At 60.6% G+C, this 20,028-nt stretch carries 17 protein-coding genes; 9 read left to right on the forward strand and 8 right to left on the reverse strand.

The annotated features are described in order from the left end of the window. Nucleotides 1-84: 84 nt before the first annotated feature. Nucleotides 85-528 carry an N-acetylmuramoyl-L-alanine amidase gene (locus tag EWV35_RS12860; RefSeq protein ID WP_129662415.1) on the reverse strand — a complete coding sequence of 148 codons (444 nt, stop codon included), beginning with the start codon at nt 526-528 and terminating at the stop codon, nt 85-87. A gap of 268 nt (nt 529-796) precedes the next feature. Further along, nucleotides 797-1,261, reverse strand: a complete 465-nt coding sequence (locus EWV35_RS12870; RefSeq protein WP_129662417.1) for an SRPBCC family protein — start codon at nt 1,259-1,261, stop codon at nt 797-799. Between the two features lie 340 nt (nt 1,262-1,601). Here EWV35_RS12870 and EWV35_RS12875 point away from each other — a divergent pair, with 340 nt between their 5' ends. Further along, complete coding sequence (locus tag EWV35_RS12875; protein WP_165168585.1) at nt 1,602-2,453, forward strand: GH25 family lysozyme; 852 nt, start codon at nt 1,602-1,604, stop codon at nt 2,451-2,453. Between the two features lie 137 nt (nt 2,454-2,590). Here EWV35_RS12875 and EWV35_RS12880 read toward each other — a convergent pair whose 3' ends face one another. Next, entirely contained in the window at nt 2,591-3,892 is a 1,302-nt protein-coding gene (locus tag EWV35_RS12880) for a PhoH family protein (protein ID WP_129662419.1), read from the reverse strand. Between the two features lie 329 nt (nt 3,893-4,221). On the opposite strand from EWV35_RS12880, the gene EWV35_RS12885 reads away from it, so the two are divergent. From EWV35_RS12885 to EWV35_RS12895, 3 genes are all read left to right on the forward strand, one after another. Continuing rightward, on the forward strand, nt 4,222-5,601 hold the full coding sequence (locus EWV35_RS12885; RefSeq protein ID WP_129662420.1) for an MFS transporter: 1,380 nt from the start codon (nt 4,222-4,224) through the stop codon (nt 5,599-5,601). Between the two features lie 94 nt (nt 5,602-5,695). Then, nucleotides 5,696-6,745, forward strand: coding sequence for an HAD hydrolase-like protein (locus tag EWV35_RS13495; RefSeq protein WP_165168587.1), 1,050 nt, complete (start codon nt 5,696-5,698; stop codon nt 6,743-6,745). Between the two features lie 67 nt (nt 6,746-6,812). Then, a complete protein-coding gene (locus tag EWV35_RS12895; RefSeq protein ID WP_129662421.1) occupies nt 6,813-7,709 on the forward strand; it encodes an aldo/keto reductase in 897 nt (298 codons plus the stop codon). 115 nt (nt 7,710-7,824) lie between these two features. Here the strand turns inward: EWV35_RS12895 and EWV35_RS12900 are convergent, their stop codons facing one another. Beyond that, complete coding sequence (locus EWV35_RS12900; protein WP_129662422.1) at nt 7,825-9,282, reverse strand: MFS transporter; 1,458 nt, start codon at nt 9,280-9,282, stop codon at nt 7,825-7,827. Between the two features lie 372 nt (nt 9,283-9,654). Between EWV35_RS12900 and EWV35_RS12905 the strand changes: the two genes are divergently transcribed. The 3 genes from EWV35_RS12905 to EWV35_RS12915 all read left to right on the forward strand — a co-directional run bounded on the left by EWV35_RS12905 (nt 9,655) and on the right by EWV35_RS12915 (nt 12,661). Then, complete coding sequence (locus EWV35_RS12905; RefSeq protein ID WP_129662423.1) at nt 9,655-9,843, forward strand: YegP family protein; 189 nt, start codon at nt 9,655-9,657, stop codon at nt 9,841-9,843. Between the two features lie 181 nt (nt 9,844-10,024). Beyond that, nucleotides 10,025-10,822, forward strand: coding sequence for a trimeric intracellular cation channel family protein (locus EWV35_RS12910; RefSeq protein WP_129662424.1), 798 nt, complete (start codon nt 10,025-10,027; stop codon nt 10,820-10,822). A 183-nt stretch (nt 10,823-11,005) separates the two neighbouring features. Beyond that, a complete protein-coding gene (locus EWV35_RS12915) occupies nt 11,006-12,661 on the forward strand; it encodes an FAD-binding dehydrogenase (protein WP_129662425.1) in 1,656 nt (551 codons plus the stop codon). A 43-nt stretch (nt 12,662-12,704) separates the two neighbouring features. On the opposite strand, the gene EWV35_RS12920 is transcribed toward EWV35_RS12915, so the two are convergent. Beyond that, complete coding sequence (locus EWV35_RS12920; RefSeq protein WP_129662426.1) at nt 12,705-13,217, reverse strand: asparaginase domain-containing protein; 513 nt, start codon at nt 13,215-13,217, stop codon at nt 12,705-12,707. A 368-nt stretch (nt 13,218-13,585) separates the two neighbouring features. Here EWV35_RS12920 and EWV35_RS12925 point away from each other — a divergent pair, with 368 nt between their 5' ends. Next, complete coding sequence (locus EWV35_RS12925; RefSeq protein WP_129662427.1) at nt 13,586-15,070, forward strand: MFS transporter; 1,485 nt, start codon at nt 13,586-13,588, stop codon at nt 15,068-15,070. A gap of 159 nt (nt 15,071-15,229) precedes the next feature. Here EWV35_RS12925 and EWV35_RS12930 read toward each other — a convergent pair whose 3' ends face one another. Both EWV35_RS12930 and EWV35_RS12935 read right to left on the reverse strand, forming a co-directional pair. Then, complete coding sequence (locus EWV35_RS12930; RefSeq protein ID WP_129662428.1) at nt 15,230-15,649, reverse strand: ChaB family protein; 420 nt, start codon at nt 15,647-15,649, stop codon at nt 15,230-15,232. A 2-nt stretch (nt 15,650-15,651) separates the two neighbouring features. After that, a complete protein-coding gene (locus EWV35_RS12935; protein ID WP_165168589.1) occupies nt 15,652-17,103 on the reverse strand; it encodes a carboxylesterase family protein in 1,452 nt (483 codons plus the stop codon). 156 nt (nt 17,104-17,259) lie between these two features. Here EWV35_RS12935 and EWV35_RS12940 point away from each other — a divergent pair, with 156 nt between their 5' ends. Beyond that, nucleotides 17,260-18,717: an amino acid permease gene (locus tag EWV35_RS12940; RefSeq protein WP_129662430.1), complete on the forward strand. Its 1,458-nt coding sequence runs from the start codon at nt 17,260-17,262 to the stop codon at nt 18,715-18,717. A gap of 51 nt (nt 18,718-18,768) precedes the next feature. Here EWV35_RS12940 and EWV35_RS12945 read toward each other — a convergent pair whose 3' ends face one another. Continuing rightward, a complete protein-coding gene (locus tag EWV35_RS12945; protein ID WP_129662431.1) occupies nt 18,769-19,758 on the reverse strand; it encodes an LLM class flavin-dependent oxidoreductase in 990 nt (329 codons plus the stop codon). Nucleotides 19,759-20,028: the final 270 nt, after the last annotated feature.

Consider the following 20,028-nt stretch of genomic DNA (forward strand, 5'->3'; position numbering starts at 1 on the left):
AAGGTTCGCTTCCGCGCGTCCTCGCGTGCGGGCTCACCAAATTTGTGAACCCGTGATTCGAGGGCGGGCGAGAGGCCCGGTTGCTTACAAGATGGCCGAAACGCCGTCGCGAATCGCCTGGATGTCCACGGTGCCGGGGCAATCGGTGGAGACGACGAAGCTATGGGGAACGATCTGCGACTGGGGATCGAGTCCGTAGGTGCGGCAGATGGTTGCGCAGAGATTGATCGACTGGTTGTAGGTATCTTGCGTGGGCGCGCGGTTGGGGTCGGCCGAGTGCTCGATACCAATGCTGCGAAGGTTGAAATTCCAGTCCCCGGCGTGCCAGGCGGTGTCCGCTTCGTTGACGAATTGATGGATCTCGCCTTCGCCGATGCCATAGTGGGCGCTGACGCCCGAGTTGGGGTCGGCGAATGTTGTGTCCGCTGCTGCGAGGGTCCCCACAATGTAGTGAATGACGATGCGATCCACCGATGTGCCTTCGCGGCCTTCGGTGAAATTCGGCGAGCTGACCTGAATGGCTGCCATGGATTATTTCCCTTTCCCCATAGGGCAGCTGAGTGGCCGCTTGGATTGCATTGTTTTGTTGGCGGGTGTCGGTGCGGCCTGGGCTGCGGGTGCGGTGATGAGTGCTGCTCCGGTTGCCGCAGTTGCAGCGGCGGTCAGCGCGAGCACATTACGTCTCGATAATTCCATATCGGCAAGGTACGTTTTCGGGTTCACTAATTCAAAACGCCCGTTGCGTGTGACGCAACCACAAGTGGAATTTTTCACAAAAGGTAGCGCTCGCGGGGTGCTATTTGCTTTGCTCTGCGATTTTCTTGATCGTTTTCAGGGTCTCAGGTATTCCGGCCGCTGCCGCCTCTTGGCGTATCTTGATCTGACGTTCGGCGTCCTCACCGAAGCGATGGAGAAAGTTTGCCTCTGTTACTTCGGAGAAAACTGTATATTCGGTGAGAACACTCCCTTCGCCTTCTGGTGAAATGGTGTATCCCCAGCGGGCGTGGGATGGAATGACCTCCCACGCGAAGTGTTGTCCCGGTTCGGCGATGACGACTTCGGATGTGGTTGTCCATTCTCGTTCCGGGGTGCGGTTGTGCCCTGTAAAGGTTGCACCGACGTCGTGTCCGCCAGGACCGTCCCAGTCGCACCGGTAGCACTGTTGGCTCCATTCGCCGGTCCGGGTTACGTCCGAGACGAGGTCGTAGATTTCGGCAGGTGACTTGTCGATATGGATCGAGTCGGAGAGTTCATATGTCATGAGTGCAGTCTAGTGCTCCGCCCGGATCCCGAAACCCCTTGTTCGTCGACCAATATTCGTGAGAAAACGATATCGAATCGAATGGAACTCGTCGTGCATATCTTGCAAATTCTACTTCCGTCCCTGGATTCCGACGACCCGTTTGATGCCGGATAGTCATTTCAAAAGTAAATCTTTCGGTGTGTCTATGGACATATCAGGCCGAATTACCATACGGTCGTGCCCGGCACCTTGTTCGACTTGTCCGTTACTGGATGGCCGCTCAAGGCATTCGTTGGGAGGAGCACACAGCTCCTCTGGCGGCCATGGACGCACTCGACACCGCATATTGAGGTACAGAATGTTCGAATTGGGCACGAGAAGGATGACGCAGGGCGTTTTAAGACGTTTTAAGCACAAGGAAGCAACCGGCGTCATCGCGACGACCGCGGTCTTGCTTGGCTTGACGACCCTCGCGGCCCCGGCCGCCGAGGCAGCATCGACGGCCGGCCCCACTACTGGTATTCAGGGTCGGGATATTTCCGTCAATCAAGGAACTGACTATCCCTGGGGCGAGGTTGCTTCTGCGGGTGTTCAGTATGGTCAAGCACAGGCAACCGACGGGGACTGGGTGTCCCCGGCATTCGATCAGCAATACAAGGACATCGAAAATGCTGGTCTTTATAAAGGTGCCTATCATTTCGCTCGCCCCGGCGACAGTAGTGGGGCGACCCAGGCCAGCTTCTTCATCGAGCACGGAGGCAAGTGGACAAATGACGGTACGACCTTGCCGGGAATGCTCGACGTGGAATCCACGCCGAGCGCCAAAACAGCCGAAGAACAGTGCTACCACCTCTCGACTTCCGAAATGACGTCGTGGATTCAAGACTTCACGAGTGAGTACAAATCCGAGACCGGCCGCGCCCCCATCATCTATACAACGAATGCATGGTGGAATCAGTGCGTCGGCGATACGACGGCCTTCACCGACAGTCCGCTCATGATTGCCAAGTGGGGAAGCAAGACATCGGGCGAAGTCCCGGCCGCTTGGTCAGACTACGACTTCTGGCAGCACACCGAGAGCAGTGCGGGCAGCGTGGCCGATCGCAGTCGGTTCAATGGATCGAAGGCCAAACTTGAGGACCTCGCAACCAACCCCGGATACACTCCCGTGGGTTCTGCCTCGAAGCAGCAGGTTCCGCTCGGGTACTGATCCCCTGCGGGACTGTGGCCAACCGTGCTGAGGTCACCAACGGCCGATGCGGCCCCAATAGGGTACGTGAGGCTTTCTCGGCTCATCCCGACGTGGAATTTCGGGTGGGGGACGTCCACGGCCCGGGCCGGAGCCGTCTACACCAGCTCGCTTTCCTCCAGTACGTCCGTCACCAAATCCGCTATCTCGGAGCGCTCGGATCTGTTCAGGGTGATGTGGCCGAATAGGCGATGCCCCTTGAGCCGGTCGATCACGGCGGTGATGCCGTCGTGACGGCCGACGCGCAGGTTGTCGCTCTGGGCGACGTCGTGGGTCAGTACCACCCGGGAATTCTCCCCAAGCCGAGAAAGTACGGTGAGCAGAACCGTTCGTTCCAAGGACTGTGCCTCGTCGACGATCACAAACGTGTCATGAAGTGAACGACCCCGGATGTGGGTCAGGGGCAGGACTTCCAGCATGTCCCGTTCCACGACCTCGTCCACAACGTTCTTGCTGACCAGAGCGCCCAGAGTATCGAATACGGCCTCGGCCCAGGGATTCATTTTGTCTCCTTCCGAGCCCGGTAAGTATCCGAGATTCTGCCCGCCGACGGCATACAACGGACGGAACACCGTGATTTTCTGGTGGGTGCCCTTCTCCAGGACAGCCTCGAGCCCGGCCATGAGAGCCAGCGCCGATTTTCCCGTGCCGGCGCGCCCGCCCAGGCTCACAATGCCCACCGATTCGTCGAGCAGCATGTCGATCGCGATGCGTTGCTCCGCCGAACGCCCACCGACGCCGAAAGCCTGCTGGTCACCATGGATCAAGGCGATGGTTTCCGGGCCCACGACACGACCCAGCGCCGACCCCTTGGGGGAGGCGAGGATCAGCCCCGTGTTCATCACTTCCGCGGCAACTCTGTCGCTCTGGAGCGATCCGGATTCGTACAGTTGGTCGATCTCTTCATCATCGAGGTAGATCTCGGACAGACCCGTGAAACCCGAGTCCATAGCCTGCTCTGCCAAATACTGTTCCGCCGCCAGCCCGATCGCGGCGGCTTTCACTCGCATCGGAACATCCTTGGTCACCACGACGACGTCCGCTCCTTCCGCCTGCAGGTTGCGGGCGACCGCGATGACCCGTGTGTCGTTCTCGGATCGATCGAAAGCCACGGGCAACTGGCACGTGGCCACGTGATTGAGTTCAATGCGCAGGGTCCCACCGGCATCCCCGACCGGGATGTCACGGTCCAATCGTCCGTATTCATCGCGGAGATCGTCCAGAATCCTGAGGGCTTTGCGTGCCGTATAGCCCAGCTCCGGGTGGTGCCGTTTCCCCTCGAGCTCCGAGACAACCACGAGCGGAATCACGACCTCGTGCTCGTCAAACCGCAACATTGCTCTCGAATCAGAGAGAAGGACCGAGGTATCAAGAACATAAGTGGTGATGGACGAGCTCACGGTGAGTTCCCCTTCGACGTCGTCAACGGGGTGCCTGCGGCGATCGGCCTCTCACTTTCTTTGTCGAGGCCGAAACCCCGAGCCGGCGCGTGCCGACTACTCTCAACCTAGGGTCCGGCAAGCGCGCAGGGGGTTCACAACACCCCTGAAGGCGGTGACGATTGCGTGAATGGACGATGAATCCCGACGCCGTGTTCCCACGGGCGTTCAGGTTTCCGGAAGCGGGAAATATCCGGTAGCCGACTATGATCCACCTCTCAGCGAATGTATTCTGAGGCGATCAATTGCATGGGGCAATCTCACCGCGCACCGGAGAAGGGGAATGCAGAATGGCGTCGTACCGACCAGAAGAAGTTCAGGAGGATCGACCTGCCTCGACGTGGCATACCGTCAAGTCGATTCTCGCCGCATCCAGCGGAAACCTCGTGGAATGGTTCGACTTCTACGTCTACTCCTTCTTCAGCGTCTACTTCGCCCAACAGTTCTTCGCGAATGCCGGTGAAACCGGGGCATTCATGAGCACGGCCGGCGTATTCTTTGTCGGATTCCTGATGCGCCCTCTCGGCGGTTACATTTTCGGTCGGGTCTCCGACCGATATGGGCGCAAGGCATCCATGCTGTCGTCGATCCTCCTCATGTGCGCCGGCTCATTGGGTATGGCAGTTCTTCCGACCGCCGAAACCGTGGGAGCACTGGCGCCCGTTCTGCTGACGGTCGTCCGTTGTGTCCAAGGGATCTCAGTCGGCGGTGAGTACGGTTCGACGGCGACTTTCATGTCCGAGGTCGCGACCTCCGGCAAACGTGGTTTCTTCTCGTCCTTCCAGTACGTGACCCTTGTGGGCGGGCAGCTGCTGGCAAGTCTGCTCGCGGTGATCATGACCCACACCATGGGCGATGACAAGATCAGTGCGGGCTGGTGGCGACTGCCCTTCGTGATCGGTGCAGCGGCCGCGATCGTCTCGCTTTGGCTTCGGTCGGGTCTGACCGAGACGACGTCGTCTTCCGACCGCAATGCCGCGGGGTCCGGAAGCCTGCTCGAGGTATTCCGCCACCCGCGAGCCTTCTGGGTGGTTTTCGGTATCACGAGCATCGGCTCGCTGGTCTTCTATGTATTCACGACGTACATGCAGAAATACCTGATTAACACCAACGGCTTCGAAAAGGGGCAGGCCGCCGACACGATGACGATCTGCCTCTTGCTCTTTATCATCATGCAGCCTCTTGCGGGCGCGCTCTCGGACAAGATCGGGCGCAAGAATTCCATGCTGATCTTCGGGATCGCCATGGTCGTTCTGCCGGTCCCGCTGCTGACCCTGATCGGCTCTCAAAGCTCCATCTTCATGTCCGGCGTATTCATCGTGATCGCCATGATCTTCGTCAGCCTGTACACCTCGATCTCGGGCGTCGTGAAAGCGGAGATGTTCCCGGCACATATCCGTGGGCTCGGCGTCGGATTCACTTACGCGATCGCCAACTCGTTGTTCGGCGGTTCGGCCGAGTACGTCGCCCTGTTCATGAAAGACCACGGGTTCGCCGGGGTCTTCCCTTGGTACGTGGTCGTCATGGCCGTGCTCGGTTTGATCGCAGTGATTGCGATGCACGACAACCGTAAGCATTCGACCCTCGAGAACCCCGAGGGCAGCGCCTACGCGGCTCCCTCGCGGCGCACGGAGGACGCCGTGAAGTCGGGCGGCTCCCGGGAGCCCTGATCGAGGGCGGGGCAGGCGGAGCCGCACGTCATCGGGGCCCGCATCGGTGCATCCGATATAGCCTGGGCAGGACCCCACCGAAAGGATCGCGTCCGTGAAACTCATTGACAAGCTCGCGTGGATCAACATCGTCGACGGACGACTCCTCGTCGCTCGTTCTCACGGGCAGAAGGCCTTTTACTTACCCGGTGGCAAGCGGGAACAAGGGGAAGACGACGCCGACGCCCTCGCGCGCGAGATCGAGGAGGAATTGGCCGTCCGGATCGTCAAGAATGGGATTCGCCGTGTGGCCACCCACGAGGCCGAGGCCCACGGAAAGCCCGGAACCACGGTTCGGCTGACGTGCTACGGCGCGGAACACGAAGGGAATATCATCCCCTCGTCCGAGATCGAGGAGATCACCTGGGTCACTGCGGTCGACGGTGGTCTGCTCTCGGAGGGGGCGCGCGGCGTCGTCGAGGGCCTGGCCGCTCAGGGCCTGGTGCGGCGGGAAAGCCCGGAGCCACGAGCGATTCTGTTCGACCTGGATGACACTCTGGTGCAGACCAGGGCGGTCAAGTGGAAGCACCATCAGGAGGTAGCCAGACGTTTTTACGGAATCGACCTGACCGAAGATGCGCTTTCCGAAGCCTGGGGCATGCCCTTCGACGCCATGATTGCCCGGTTGTACCAAGATTCCGCCCCCGTCGACCAGATGCGCGCGGATAATCAGTCCATTGCCGCGGACTATCTCAAAACCGAGGTTGACGGCGCCGTACGCACGGTCACGGCTCTGCTGGACCGCGGCCTTCAGGTCGGCGTAGTGACTTCCACGAACACCGAGTTCGCGGTGGCTGACCTCGAGCGCCTAGGATTCCCCACGCACCGTCTCCTCGGGATCCAAGGGGCGGATCGTTCTAGCTTCCACAAACCCGACGGGCGCGTCTTCAGCGACCTGTTGTCCTTGCTCTCGGGGAAAGGCATTGGCGCCTCGGAAACCGTGTACGTGGGCGATTCACTGGCCGACCGGACGGCGGCCCTCGCGGCCGGCCTCGACTACATCGGTATCGAATCGGATCTACCCAGGGATGCCGCCCCTGAAGGTCACCGGCCGCAGGTTTTGCCGACCGTGGCCGACGTGGCCTTGGCCCTCAGGGAATACTGAATTCGCTTCAACTTTTCGCTCGTCATCTGAAACGATCAACTTGGTCAGAGCTACCCGAGGAGACAACATGAGAGCGCCAGAGAATAATCCCGGAGGAACAATCGACCTGAACGGTCGGAGGTTATCCCGCATGGGCTACGGAATGGGCAGCTTGGGGCGCGCCAGCGATTCGTCGGACGAACGGCAGGAATCCGTGGGTCTCTTGCATCGAGCCTTGGAACTCGGTGTTCAGATGTTCGATACGGCTCATTTCTATGGCGCGGGCCATTCCAACGCCTTGCTGGCGGAAGCGTTCGCCGATCGGCGCGATGACGTGTTCCTCGCTACCAAAGTTGGGGCGCGTGTGGTGACGGGTGGGAAGGTTCCCATGGCCGCGGCACAAAAGCCCAGAGAATTGAGGGAGTCGGTGGAGGCGAATCTCGAGTCTCTGAGGACGGACTACCTGGACCTCGTGTACATGCGCCGCATGGATTTCAAACCGGGCCTGGTCGTGGGGGAGGATCAGTTAGTTCCTCTGGAAGACCAACTGGCCGAACTCATCTCGTTGCGCGAGGAAGGCAAGATCCGCGGCATCGGCCTGAGTCACGTGAGACCGGAGCAAGTGGAGTCGGCGTTGCCCGCCGGAATCCTCGCGGTGCAGAACATCTACAACTTGCTTGACCGACACGACGAACCGCTCTTGCAGCTGACCCGTGCCCACGGTGCGGCTTGGATTCCCTATTTCCCCCTCGGTGGAGGCGGCGAATTCTTCGGGTTGCCTCGCGTGACGGAAGACGAGGGGGTCGTCGACGTGGCACGCGAGTTGGGGGCGACACCTCAGCAAGTGGGTCTCGCATGGCTCCTGGCCCGCTCTTCCAACACCATGGTCATTTCTGGAACCAGTTCCGTCGAACATCTCGAGGAAAATCTCGCCGCCGGGGCCCTCGCCCTTTCCCCCGAAATGCTGGAACGTCTCGAAGGTTAAGCCACGAACAAGGGCCAGGGCCTCGGAGAGATCCTACGGTGGCGAGGGCTCAAACGCCGCGTCGGCACCGTAGGATCCTCACAAGGTCCTGGCCCTGGTGGAACGTCCGGAAGCTTTAGCTCCGGGCTTTCTCCAGGTCGTATTCGTGGTTGAGGTCGGCGACGTGCTCGCGAGCCTCGGGCTTGGACTCCGCCGAGGGCGTCGAGCCCCACAGCGGGCGGCCGTTGCTCTCCGGAGTGAAGTAGACCGCGACCAATCCGATCACACCGGCTCCCATGAGGTAGTAGGCGGGCCACATCAGGTTTCCAGAACTGCCGACCAGCCAGTTCATGACGGTCGAGGTCGTTCCGCCGAACAGGGAGATCGAAATGTTGAATGCAATCGACAAGGCGCCTGCACGCACGAGGGTCGGGAACAGCGACGGCAGTGTCGAGGGCATCGTGGCACTGAAGCAAATGAGGCTGAGCCCCATGATAATCAGGCCGATCAGAACCGTAAGGTCGCTGTGACCCCGGATCAGAAGGACTGACGGGATCGAGAGCAAGATCAGTGCGAGAGAACCGGCTACGATGACCGCCTTGCGGCCCACCCGGTCCGAGAGTTTGCCCAGCATCGGAATGGTGACCAGCAGGATCGCCATGACGATGATCTGAAGGATCTGCGAGGTGAGCTCGGAAACACCACCGCTGCCCTGGATCTCCTTGACGGAATCGAAGTACGTGGGAATGTACGAGGTCAGCATGTAGTTGGTGATGTTCCAGGCGAGAACCAGACCGACGCAGAGGAGCATCGACGGCCACAACTTGAAAATGTTCTTGAACTCATGGCCCTTCTGACCCTCTTGCTTGCTGGACTTTTCCGTCTTCTCCGCTTCCTTTTCGAGCTGAAGATAGGCGGGAGTGTCCGCGAGCTTGGAACGAAGGTAAACGCCGATGAAGCCGAGCGGAAGCGCGACGAAGAACGGCAGGCGCCAGCCCCAACTGAGCATCTGGTCGTCGGTCAGCACGCCAGTCATGACAGTCGCGATGGTGGCGCCGAGGAGGTAGCCGGCAAAAGTGCCGACCTCGAGGAGAGAGCCGAAGAATCCACGACGCCGGTCGGGAGCGTACTCGGCGATGAACGTCATCGCGTTTCCGTACTCACCACCCGTGGAGAAGCCCTGCAAAAGGCGGCACGCGAGGAGCAAGAACGGGGCCCACAGGCCCACGGTCGCGTATCCCGGCAAGACGCCGATGGCGAAGGTTCCCAGGGCCATCATAATCATGGTCATGGCCAAAACCTTGTTGCGGCCGATTTTGTCCGACAGCGGACCGAAAACCATCCCTCCGATCGGGCGGACCAAGAAGGCCACGGCGAACAGTGCCGCGGTGATGACCTTGCCGATCGCGCCGTCAAGATCGGGAAGGAAGACCTTCTCGATAGTGACCTGGAGGTACGCGTAGACACCGAAGTCGTACCACTCGGTGATGTTGCCGATGGCGGCCGCTCCGATAGCGCGCTTGATGATATTCGGCTTGGTGACCGTGACTTCGTCGACGCTCCAGCGCCGACGAACGTTCTCGGGTCCAAACATGTCTTACAACCTTCCATAAAGGGCAATTGCCCTGGCTCAAGGTGCGTAGCCGGGCTCAAATTGAATGCTGATAGCCGACACTACAACTCATTGGAACGCTATGTACCAGGTGCGCGTCGTCAATCCGAGGCCCGGAGGTCCTTTGTCTCCCCTTCTTATCTGGTGACGCAACAGCAGATGAGAGGCCACGCATGTGGCGCCAGCCACTGATCAGCGTGCTTGTTATCTGTGTGCAAACTCATCAAAATTTTCCTCTTGGGCCACCCTGAGATGCAAGGGCGCCAGGAATTCACCCAAAATATATTCCCATGCGATGTGATCTGGGTCTAGTCTCGGACCTATAACCGACGCAGCCCTCACAAGGAGCTCACCATGGCAGGGAAATTCGAGATCTACGAGGGCAAAGCAGGCAAATTCCGCTTTCGTCTGAAGGCAGGCAACGGTGAAGTCGTCGCTTCAGGCCAAGGATACGGGTCCCTCGCCTCGGTCAAGAAGGGGGTTGCAGCCGTGCAGCGTGCTGCAGAAGGCGCGACCGTGACCCACCTCGACAAAGAAGACTGAGACTACTTGATCCACACATCCCGATGGTGCCGCAGGACTGGACGTGCCATCGGGATCCTGTCGTGATCAAGGATCGCCGCAATATTCGTCAACCCGTTCACCTGAAGGTCCGCGCTCACTAAGATCAAGGTGTGCCTGAGGCCGGCTCAGACACACCGTGTCGGGAAGCAGGTGACCCAGGGTGACCGATTGGGATCCGAGTATCTGGTTCCGGGCCGTCGACGTTTCGGCTGTCCTGGCAAATGGCCTCCTGGGTGGAGCGCTCGCGCGAGCGTTCAGGTTCGACGTCGTCGGGTTCGCGATGCTCGCCATCGTCACGGGCATGGGTGGCGGCTTGATCCGCGATGTCCTCCTGAACACCGGATTCCCGATAGCGTTGACGGACAGCGGATACTGGATTGCGGCAATAGTGGCCTCGATCCTTGCGTACACGATTGATCTCGGCGCCAGGTGGGCAGACCGTGCCCTGATCGTTGTCGACTTCATTGGCATGGGTTGCTGGGCCGCCACGGGAACATCCAAATCCCTCATGCTCGGTCTGCATTGGATTCCCTCCGTGATGCTCGGGGTCACTACAGCAGTGGGTGGAGGAGTGATTCGCGACGTCATGGTCAATCGCATCCCTTCCATATTCGGCGGCAGCTCCCTTTACGCGACGATTGCACTCTTCGGCGGCCTAGAGATGGCGTTTTTCTCGGAAGTCCTGCACCGTCCCAACTTGGGGATGCTGGTGTCCATTCTGACGTGCGGCACGGTGGGAGTCCTGGCCCGATGGCGCAACTGGCGCCTTCCGGAGCCCATTGAGCTCAAGGTGCCTCGCCCGCGCCTCAAATTCTCGTTTGCCTCCCGCCCCCGCTCGCAACGGCTGGAAGGCTGGGCGCCCGGTCAACCTCTGACGGAGAACCTCGAGGCCATCACGGAGGAGCAGGTCCGGGCTCATCGGGAAAAGAAGAGGCGTCGTTTCCGGCGTCGTCGATGATCCGGCACCCGGCCGTCCCGCATGGTTGGACCCGACGATTCGACCGAGTGCCCACGCCAACGACGCCGATCCCAACTCCTCGGAATGGTGCTGAGACGCTCCACCCGTGATGAGCGCGCGTCTCGTGCTTCTTCCCATGAGTAGCATTGCCGAAAAGAGTAACTTACGTCATAGGCAGGGGATATGGACGCAGACGTCATCGTAGTCGGGGCGGGGTTGGCGGGCATGGTCGCCGCCGCGGAAATTGCTGATTCCGGGCACGACGTCATTGTGCTGGATCAGGAACCCGAGCAATCCCTAGGAGGTCAGGCATACTGGTCATTGGGCGGTCTGTTCTTCGTCGATTCACCCGAACAACGACGAATGGGGATCAAGGACTCTCTGGAGCTGGCCCGTCAGGATTGGATGGGGTCGGCGCAATTCGACCGCGACAGCGACTATTGGCCCAAGCAGTGGGCCGAGTCCTATCTCGATTTCGCCGCGGGGGAGAAAAGAGCATGGTTGCGGCAGATGGGTCACCGTGTCATCCCAGTTGTCGGCTGGGCGGAACGGGGTGATGGACGGGCCGAAGGCCACGGAAATTCCGTACCCCGTTTCCACATCACCTGGGGGACAGGCCCCGGCCTCGTCGATCTTTTCGAACGCCGTTGTCGCGAGCATGTCCGGTCGGGAAAGCTTCGCTATGCTTTCAGGCACCGGGTCGACGAACTCGTGGTGACTCATGGGGAGGTTGCCGGTGTCCGAGGAGCCGAACTCGCCCCCGACCTCATGCGTCGAGGCGCGCCGAGCAATCGCGACGTCGTTGCCGACTTCGAGCTCACGGCCCAAGCGGTCATCGTGACGTCCGGGGGCATCGGAGCCAACCATGATCTGGTGCGCAAGAATTGGCCCGCGCGGCTCGGAACGCCGCCGAAGCACATGGTGTCCGGGGTTCCTGCCCATGTAGACGGCCGGATGCTCCGCATCGCACAGGCTGCGGGAGCCAATGTCATCAACCCCGACCGTATGTGGCATTACGTGGAGGGCATTCGCAACTGGAGTCCCATCTGGGAAAACCACGGAATCCGTATTCTTCCCGGGCCGTCGAGCCTCTGGCTCGATTCCGAGGGCAAGCGCTTGCCCGGCCCTTATTATCCCGGGTGCGACACCCTGGGAACGCTCGGGCACCTTCGCCGCAACGGGCATGAGTACAGCTGGTTCGTGCTGACGCAGAAGATTATCCAGAAAGAGTTCGCTCTCTCGGGATCGGAGCAGAACCCGGATCTGACCGACAAGGACTTCAAGCTTCTTTTGTCGCGCATCGGAGCCAAAACGGCGCCTGGGCCGGTTGAGGATTTCAAACGGTATGGCAAGGACTTCGTCGTTGCAGATTCACTCGACGAACTCGTGAACGGAATGAACAGAGTGGGAGACCCCGGGAAGCGGGTCGACGTCGATCACCTACGCATGCTGATGGAGGACCGAGACCGGGAGCTGGTGAACCCTTACGGCAAGGACGCCCAGTTGACGATGATGCGTTCCCATCGCAAGCACCGCGGAGACAGAATTCTCCGGACCGCGGCTCCCCACCGGCTCTTGGACACCAAGAACGGCCCGCTGATCGCTGTTCGCCTCAATATCCTGACCCGCAAGACGCTGGGTGGTCTCGAAACTGACTTGCAGGGGCGGTGTCTGCGCGGTGACGGCTCCCCGATGCCCGGGCTGTATGCCGCTGGCGAGGTCAACGGATTCGGGGGCGGCGGCATGATGGGGTACAACGCGCTGGAAGGAACGTTTTTGGGCGGGTGTCTGTTCTCGGGGAGGGTCGCCGGGAGAGCGGCCGCATCCGCCGTCTTGTGACCTCGCGACATCCCGGGATAACCCCTGAGTCGCGCCCAGGGCATTACTTGTCGACGAAGACTCCGCGAGAGCGGTCCTTGGAGACGGCCCCGGCCTCGAAGATGCGGCCGCTCATCGAAATGTAGACGCCGGGCTCCAAGAGCTGCGCGCTGGCGACGGCGGCGCCCACGTTGAAAGGAGCGTCGGTCAGTCGCATGCAGGACGGTTGCATGGCCCCGGTCAGGACGATCGTCTTGCCTTCGACAGCCGCCGGGCACCGCCGGAGATAGTCAGCGGTTTCGGGCATCGTGTCGGTTCCGTGGGTGATCACTATCCTGCGCTCTTGGGCGTCCTTCAATGCTTCGACGAGTCGATCCCGGTGCTCGTCGGTCATGTCCAAGCTGTCGATCGCGACCACCGGGCGAATTTCGGTCTCCACATTGGTGGCCGCTTGATCCAGGATGCCCCCGATCGTGGGCTTGTCGATCTCGAGCTCTCCCGCAACGGAATAGAACTTGTCGATCGTTCCGCCGGTGGTCAGCACGAGGACTTTTTCCGGGTGGCTCGGTACGGGCACGGTAGCTCCTTGGGTCTGTTGTTAATGGTCGCTCGGCCTGGCACGCAACAGGGACGTGATCAGCTTATCCGGGAGCAGCACCGGCGGCGACACCAACGCCCGCGCATGGTGTGCAACACATTGAGCACGTCAATCCCAAAAATCTTCGGACCTGCTGATAAGTTCACTCACCGTCTGCCGCAGGCAGCGTGCAATGCCCCCTCAACATCCTTCTGATAAGGGGAAACGGTGAGTACGTCCGGCCCTCCCCAGGCATAGGGAAGGACCGCCGGAGCCTTCGCGGAGGCATGTTGCAGGCTTGCTGCCCGGTTGCGCACCTGAGCCAAGAGAGTACAGTGGCACCCGTTTGTCGAAAAGAAAGCGTACTTATGAGTGATTCTCAATCAGCTAAATCACCTTCACTAACCGCTGACGATGTCCACGTAGTCGACCAGGCCGAGATGAAAAAGGCGCTCCGAGCGACCCTCCTGGGGAACTTCATGGAGTGGTTCGACATTGGCGTGTTCGCCTACGTGATGACCTACATCGCGTTGGTGTTTTTCCCGTTGCCCGCTCCGTGGGACAGTTTGGCCACTTTCGCAACACTCGCGGTGACCTTCCTGGTTCGCCCGCTGGGTGGCCTGATTCTCGGTCCGATCGGTGACAAGGTCGGTCGACGCAAGGTCCTGGCCTTCACGATCCTCATGATGTCCCTGGGCACCTTCTTGATCGGTTGCCTCCCGGGCTACTCAACCATTGGCGTCTTCGCGCCCATTCTTCTGGTCCTGCTCAAATTCGTGCAGGGCTTTTCCACCGGCGGCGAGTATGCCGGTGCCGCAACTTTCATCGCCGAGTACGCCTCCGACCGGCGTCGTGGATTCTGGGGCTCCTTCCTGGACTTCGGTTCCTACCTCGGTTTCGCCGCGGCCGCCACGCTCGCGACCGTCATCGAGGTCGTGGGCGGCGAACAGTTCATGACGGAATGGGGTTGGCGCATCTGTTTCTGGGTAGCGCTTCCCTTGGGCATTGTGGGCCTGTACATGCGTAGCCATATCCAGGAGTCCCACGCCTTCGAGGCGCAGATGGACGCCCAGGACAAAGAGGCCAAGCAGGAGGAGAAATCCATCAAGGACGAACTCCTCGAGGTCGTCCGCGGACATTGGCCGCACCTGCTGATCGGTTCGGCAATGGTCATGTGCGCCCAGGTCGTCGGCTATGCCGTGACCACGTACATGCCCGAGTACCTCTCCGACGTCTTGGGATACGACACCCTGCACGGCAATGCCCTGCTGGTGCCGGTCCTGATTATCGTTTCGGTCAGCCTGCCGCTGTTCGGGGCCATCTCGGACCGTGTGGGCCGTCGTCCTGTCATGTTGACCGGCTGCGTGATCGGCGTGATCGGGTCGATTCCGGCCTTCGCGTTGATGACCATGGGCCACACTTGGTCCACGTTCCTCGGTCTTTTGATCATGGGCATCATTATGATGTTCCAGGTCTCGATTCAGGCATCGGCGCTGCCGTCGCTGTTCCCCACCAAGGTTCGCTACACCGCGATGGGCATCATGTTCAACCTTGCGGTCGCCATCTTCGGCGGTACCACGGGCTTCGTGATCACCGCGTTGCAGAACATCTTCAACTCCGATCTCATGGGCGCGTACTACATCATGTTCGCCTGCATCGTGGGCGCCATCGGCGTTTACTTCATGAAGGAAACCTCGGGACACAACCTGCACGGATCCATGCCGGCGGTTGAGGAAGAGCACGAGGTGTCCGAGGTCATCGAGAACATTGAAGAGAACGACAAGTACGACCTCTCAACCATGCCGATCGACATCGTGGATGATCCTCGAGCCGATAAAGAAGGGGCTCACTGATGGTTCGTGAATCTTTTGTCTGAGCCGGCGCGCTGAGAAGAACACTCGGAAAACGGGGCCGATCTCGCTGAGGTCGGCCCCGTTTTCTGCGTGTTCGGCCGCTACCGGGGCCGTGGGTCCTCGAACGGCCCTATCCTGGTGCGCCGCCGCCTGAGCCCTCTACTGCGAGGAACCCGAAGTTCTGTGCCGGCTCTCCTTCTCGAGTGCTTTGACGAGTTCGTCTTTGCTCATCTCGGAACGACCCTCGATGCCGAGTTCCTGAGCCTTGTTGTACAGGTGCTCCTTGGAGGCGTTGGCGTCCACGCCCCCAGCCGTTTCACCCTTGCCACGGCGCGAGGACTCCGCGCGCTCGTCGGAGTCGCCGTACTGCTTCTTCTCCTGCCACTTGTCGCCGACCTTCTCGTGCGTGTGCTTGAGCTGCGCATAGGCGGTTTGGGCGGCGCGCCGGGCATCGCCGTATTGGTCCATCGCCGAATCGTAAGTCTCGGCGAACGTATCCTGCGCTTTTTGACCCGACTTCTTGATGGTGTCCGGAAGTTCGCTCCGGATCGGTTGTCCATTCTGATTGGTCTTGGGCATGATTAGCTCCTTTGCTGATTCTTGCGTGGCTTGTGAGGTGGCATCAGCTGCAGGACCCCGGGGATCTCGTGAACATCCTGCGATGCGAAACCGTCTCGCACGAATCCGGCCCAGACCGCGCGAAGTGCGCGACCGGCTTCGTCGAAACTTCCCGGATCGTAGGTTGCCATCATGGTCGGGCCGGTGACTCCGGCGCCAGCGTTCTCCCCGCTCTCCGTCCAGGCCGGGCCGGGGAACAGCAGCGGCAACTCGGAGACATGACAACAGGAGAGGGCCTCGTCCGGCTTTCCGAAGACGAACCGGTAGAGTCCGGCCTGGCCCCCGGCGTTGGCCAGGCGTTGAGCCCAAATCGCGTTGTCAGCGGCGTAAATCAGCTGGGTGGTCGCACGGACCACGGGCTCGACGAGGCCTTTCCTGGCCCAGCGAAGCCCCATCAGGAATTTCAGGGGTGGCACCCTGCCCGTGAAGAGGGCGGATTCGCGAGCCGTCGTGCCCATGAGGACGTCGACCTTGCCCGCAAGTTGTTTCCATCGGTCTTTGAGATCCTGCTCTTGCGGCAGCGGGCGTTGCCCGTACCGAGACGAAAACGGCATGAGGGACGCACGGCCGTGGAATGCGGCTTTGCGATTGATGACCAATTCGGCCTCGGCCAATTCCGTGGTCGTGGCCTGCCGCATGCGCCCGGTTTTCTCCGGCCCGGGGGTGATGGCGTTCCATGCGCGCCGTCGTCCGTGCACAATTCCGAGGGGCGCGCTCTGTGGGATTGCGCGTTTGATCATGCCCTGGATCTCGGGAACCATCAACAGGTCCCAGCATGCGTGGCCACCGGCGGACTGCCCCGCGATCGTGATGCGCTCCGGGTCCCCGCCGAATGCTTCGATGTTCCTGTGCACCCATTTAACGGCCTCGACCTGGTCCAACAGGCCGGGGTTGGCTTCACGCGTCCGACCGTCGCCGAGGTATCCGAAGAGGCCCAAACGGTAGGTCACGTTCACGACCACAAGATCCTGTTCTCGGACCATGATCGTGGGGTCGTAGTGGGGTAAATCCCCCGCGCCGCCGATGTACGAGCCGCCATGGATCCAGATCATGACGGGCAACCCTGAGCGGCGATTTTCCGGCCTGGTGATGCTCAGCCGTTGGCAGTGCTCGTCAAAACCGAGCCTCTGCGTTTCCACATCGGTTTCTTCACATCTCTGGGGGCACGCCGGGGACGGTGTGTCTGCGGTAAAGGGCTCGTTGTAGACGTAGGGGATCGGCGCTCCGAAGCGTTCGGCTCGGGCGTATCGAATGCCCCATGCTTTCACGACGCCACCCACGCGGGTGGTGAGGAACGTTCCTGCCGGTGAACTCACTGAATCCCACGGTCCGGGGTGGTTTTCGCTGGTTTGGGCCAATGGTTGTTCGGTCGACCGTGTGAGGGGGAGAGCAGTTCCGTTGCTGGTATCCGTCATGTTTTCGAGTCTAGGACGTGTAGCTAGGAAGCAACACAGAGAAGGCCGGGCCATCACATGATATTCGGGCGGGTCGCCGAGCCGAGGAAAAGACGTTCGGAAAATACCGACCGATCGGTCGCTTAAATCAGATACGATCCGGTATTGTCGAGCTTCATGAGTCATAGATCACACCCGCCCGAAGGGGTCACAAGCTCCAGTCAGATGGTCGATCAGCCGAACAATAGCCTCAAATCGCGTCACCTCGTGATGATGGCTTTGGGGTCGGCAATCGGCACCGGTTTATTCGTCGGCACCGGCTCCGCTATCAAAGCCGCAGGCCCGGCCGTTATTATTTCCTACCTCGTGGGCTGTCTGCTCCTGGTCCTGGTGATGAGGGCATTGGGGGAGATGGCCGCGGCGGATCCTGCTTCCGGTTCCTTCTCAACCTATGCAGGCAAAGCCTTGGGCCCTACCGCCGGACGGGCGCTCGGATGGTTGTGGTGGTTTCAAATGGTCATCGTCGTGGCCGCAGAGTCCACGGCTGCCGCCCAGATCGTCAACGAAGCCTGGCCTGTACTTCCACAGTGGGTGCTCGCTTTGGTCTTCATGTGCGTCTTCACGGTCGTGAACTTGCTGCACGTAGAAACCCTGGGTGAAACGGAATTCTGGTTTGCGCTACTGAAGGTCCTTGCCGTGGTGGCCTTTTTGGTGGTGGGGGTGCTGATGCTCATCAACATTCTTCCGGCGCCTTCCCCCGGAACAAGCAACCTGACCGACCACGGCGGCTTCATGCCGCATGGAATCTCCGGAGTTGCCGCGGCCCTGCTCGTCGTGATCTTTGCCTTCGGCGGCACGGAGCTGGCGACCATTGCGGCCGCGGAGACGAGCGAACCCGCTAAGAATGTCACTCGCGCGATTCGGACCATCCTGGTTCGCGTATTGGTTTTCTACGTTGGAGCCGTCGCCGTGATGGTTCTGGTGATGCCCTGGGACGATGACAGCCTGTCGGCCAGTCCCTTCGTCGCGGTTCTCAAGGTTGCGGGCTTGCCGGGAGCCGAAAACATCATGACAGTCATCATTGTGCTGGCGTTGTTGTCGGCACTCAACGCGAATATCTACGGCGGATCACGAATGCTCTATTCGTTGGCCAGGCGTGGTTCGGCTCCTCGCCGGTTCGCGGCCATCACGGACAAGGGCGTCCCCTATCCGGCCGTGATCCTGTCAGTGATCGGCGGGTTCGTCGCGGTCGTCTTGAATTACCTGTGGCCCGAAGTCATCCTGAACGTCATGCTCAATATCATCGGCTCCACGATCTTGGCGGTGTGGACCTTTGCGCTGATTTCGCAGATCATACTGCGCAAGCGTGCGGATCGAGAGGGTCGCAAACTGCCTTTGAAGATGTGGGCATTTCCCTGGGCTTCGTATCTCGCCCTGGTTCTCGTGGCCGCAATCGTGGTGCTCGGGCTGACCGATCAAGAGGTTCGGATCCAATTGATTGCAACCACGGCCCTCATCTGCGTGATCGCGATCCTCACCAGGGTGCTCGTCCGGAACAAGGATGCTTCCGAGTTCAACGATCTGCCGCCGAACACTGCGGCGATTCAGAAGGTCGAGAATCGCGCCGGCGAGTAAAGGCGTCGGGTTCGGCCGCGACCGGCGAAGATGCGGGCCGCGGCCGAACCATTATCGTGCGTCGGCCAATCCCCATGCGTCGGCGAGGATCTCCATGGATCGCGACGATTCCTCGGTGGACGGAGACTGCAGGGAAATCATGAGTTCGTCCGCCTGAGCCAGGTTGGCGAAGCGGTCGAGGTAGTCCTTGACCTCATCGCCCGTACCTTGTGCGGTGAATCGAAGCATCTCGATGATCTGCTGGCCCGCAGGAGAGTGAACGAGCATGTCGAGTTCCGACTCCGTGAGCTGCCGTCCGCGACCGACCATGGATTCCACACGCTTCCTCTGGACCTTCCGGGTTTGCTCGGCCGCCTGCTCGCTCGTGTCGGCGGCGGTCACGTTGACCGCGGCGATGACGTACGGCTCGGAGAGGTGCTCGGAGGGTTGGAAATTCTGTCGGTACGTCGTCGTGGCTTGTTCGAGGGCCGCAGGGGCGAAGTGCGAGGCGAAGGAGTAGGGAAGTCCGAGTTGTGCGGCCAGCTGCGCCCCGAAGAGCGAGGAGCCGAGAATGTAGAGCGGGACGTTGGTATTTCGTCCCGGGATGGCCTGGACTCCTTCAATGCGGGACTTGCCTTCGAGGTACCCCTGCAGTTCGACGACGTCGCTGGGGAAGCGTTCCGCATCTTGCGGGTCCCTCCGGAGCGCCTGAATCGTCTTCATGTCCGTGCCCGGGGCGCGGCCCAGGCCCAGGTCGATGCGGTCCGGGTATAACTCTGCGAGGGTCCCGAATTGTTCGGCGATGACCAGCGGAGAGTGGTTGGGAAGCATTACTCCTCCCGAGCCTAGGCGGATGCTGTCCGTCTGTGACGCGATGTGGGAGATCAGCACTGCCGGTGCGGCCGAGGAAATGTGCGGCATGTTGTGGTGCTCCGCGTACCAAATACGGGAGAAGCCCAAGCCTTCGGCCTTGCGTGCCATTTCCACGGAGCGCTTGAAGCTGTCATGGGGTGTCTCGCCGTCGTAGACGGTTGCGAAATCGATGAGGGACAGAGGGAGCACGGTTTTGCCTTTCGAAGTAGTTGGTCTACTTTCCCTAACGCTGCGGAACGCTATGGAATTCCGCGAGGCCGGATCAGAGAAAGAAACCAATGCGGCGCCCGGAGCCCATGGTGATTATTGATGCCGTACACATGTGGTTCATCGTGCCTATAGGGGTTCACTGGGGCTTACTCCCCTTCATCGCGGGGTTGTGGGGGTGTGTGGTGTGTTTCACGTGGTTTCGAGTTGGTGTTGGTGTTTGCTGGTGTGTAGAGTCTTTTCTTGTCGCCG

The organism is Rothia uropygialis (assembly GCF_004137765.1).
Taxonomy (GTDB): domain Bacteria; phylum Actinomycetota; class Actinomycetes; order Actinomycetales; family Micrococcaceae; genus Rothia.

Coding starts and splice junctions, on each gene's coding strand:
- EWV35_RS12860 (WP_129662415.1), bottom strand. CDS start 528: ATGGCAGCCATTCAGGTCAGCTCGCCGAATTTCACCGAAGGCCGCGAA.
- EWV35_RS12870 (WP_129662417.1), bottom strand. CDS start 1,261: ATGACATATGAACTCTCCGACTCGATCCATATCGACAAGTCACCTGCC.
- EWV35_RS12875 (WP_165168585.1), top strand. CDS start 1,602: ATGTTCGAATTGGGCACGAGAAGGATGACGCAGGGCGTTTTAAGACGT.
- EWV35_RS12885 (WP_129662420.1), top strand. CDS start 4,222: ATGGCGTCGTACCGACCAGAAGAAGTTCAGGAGGATCGACCTGCCTCG.
- EWV35_RS12895 (WP_129662421.1), top strand. CDS start 6,813: ATGAGAGCGCCAGAGAATAATCCCGGAGGAACAATCGACCTGAACGGT.
- EWV35_RS12900 (WP_129662422.1), bottom strand. CDS start 9,282: ATGTTTGGACCCGAGAACGTTCGTCGGCGCTGGAGCGTCGACGAAGTC.
- EWV35_RS12905 (WP_129662423.1), top strand. CDS start 9,655: ATGGCAGGGAAATTCGAGATCTACGAGGGCAAAGCAGGCAAATTCCGC.
- EWV35_RS12915 (WP_129662425.1), top strand. CDS start 11,006: ATGGACGCAGACGTCATCGTAGTCGGGGCGGGGTTGGCGGGCATGGTC.
- EWV35_RS12925 (WP_129662427.1), top strand. CDS start 13,586: ATGAGTGATTCTCAATCAGCTAAATCACCTTCACTAACCGCTGACGAT.
- EWV35_RS12930 (WP_129662428.1), bottom strand. CDS start 15,649: ATGCCCAAGACCAATCAGAATGGACAACCGATCCGGAGCGAACTTCCG.
- EWV35_RS12935 (WP_165168589.1), bottom strand. CDS start 17,103: ATGACGGATACCAGCAACGGAACTGCTCTCCCCCTCACACGGTCGACC.
- EWV35_RS12940 (WP_129662430.1), top strand. CDS start 17,260: ATGAGTCATAGATCACACCCGCCCGAAGGGGTCACAAGCTCCAGTCAG.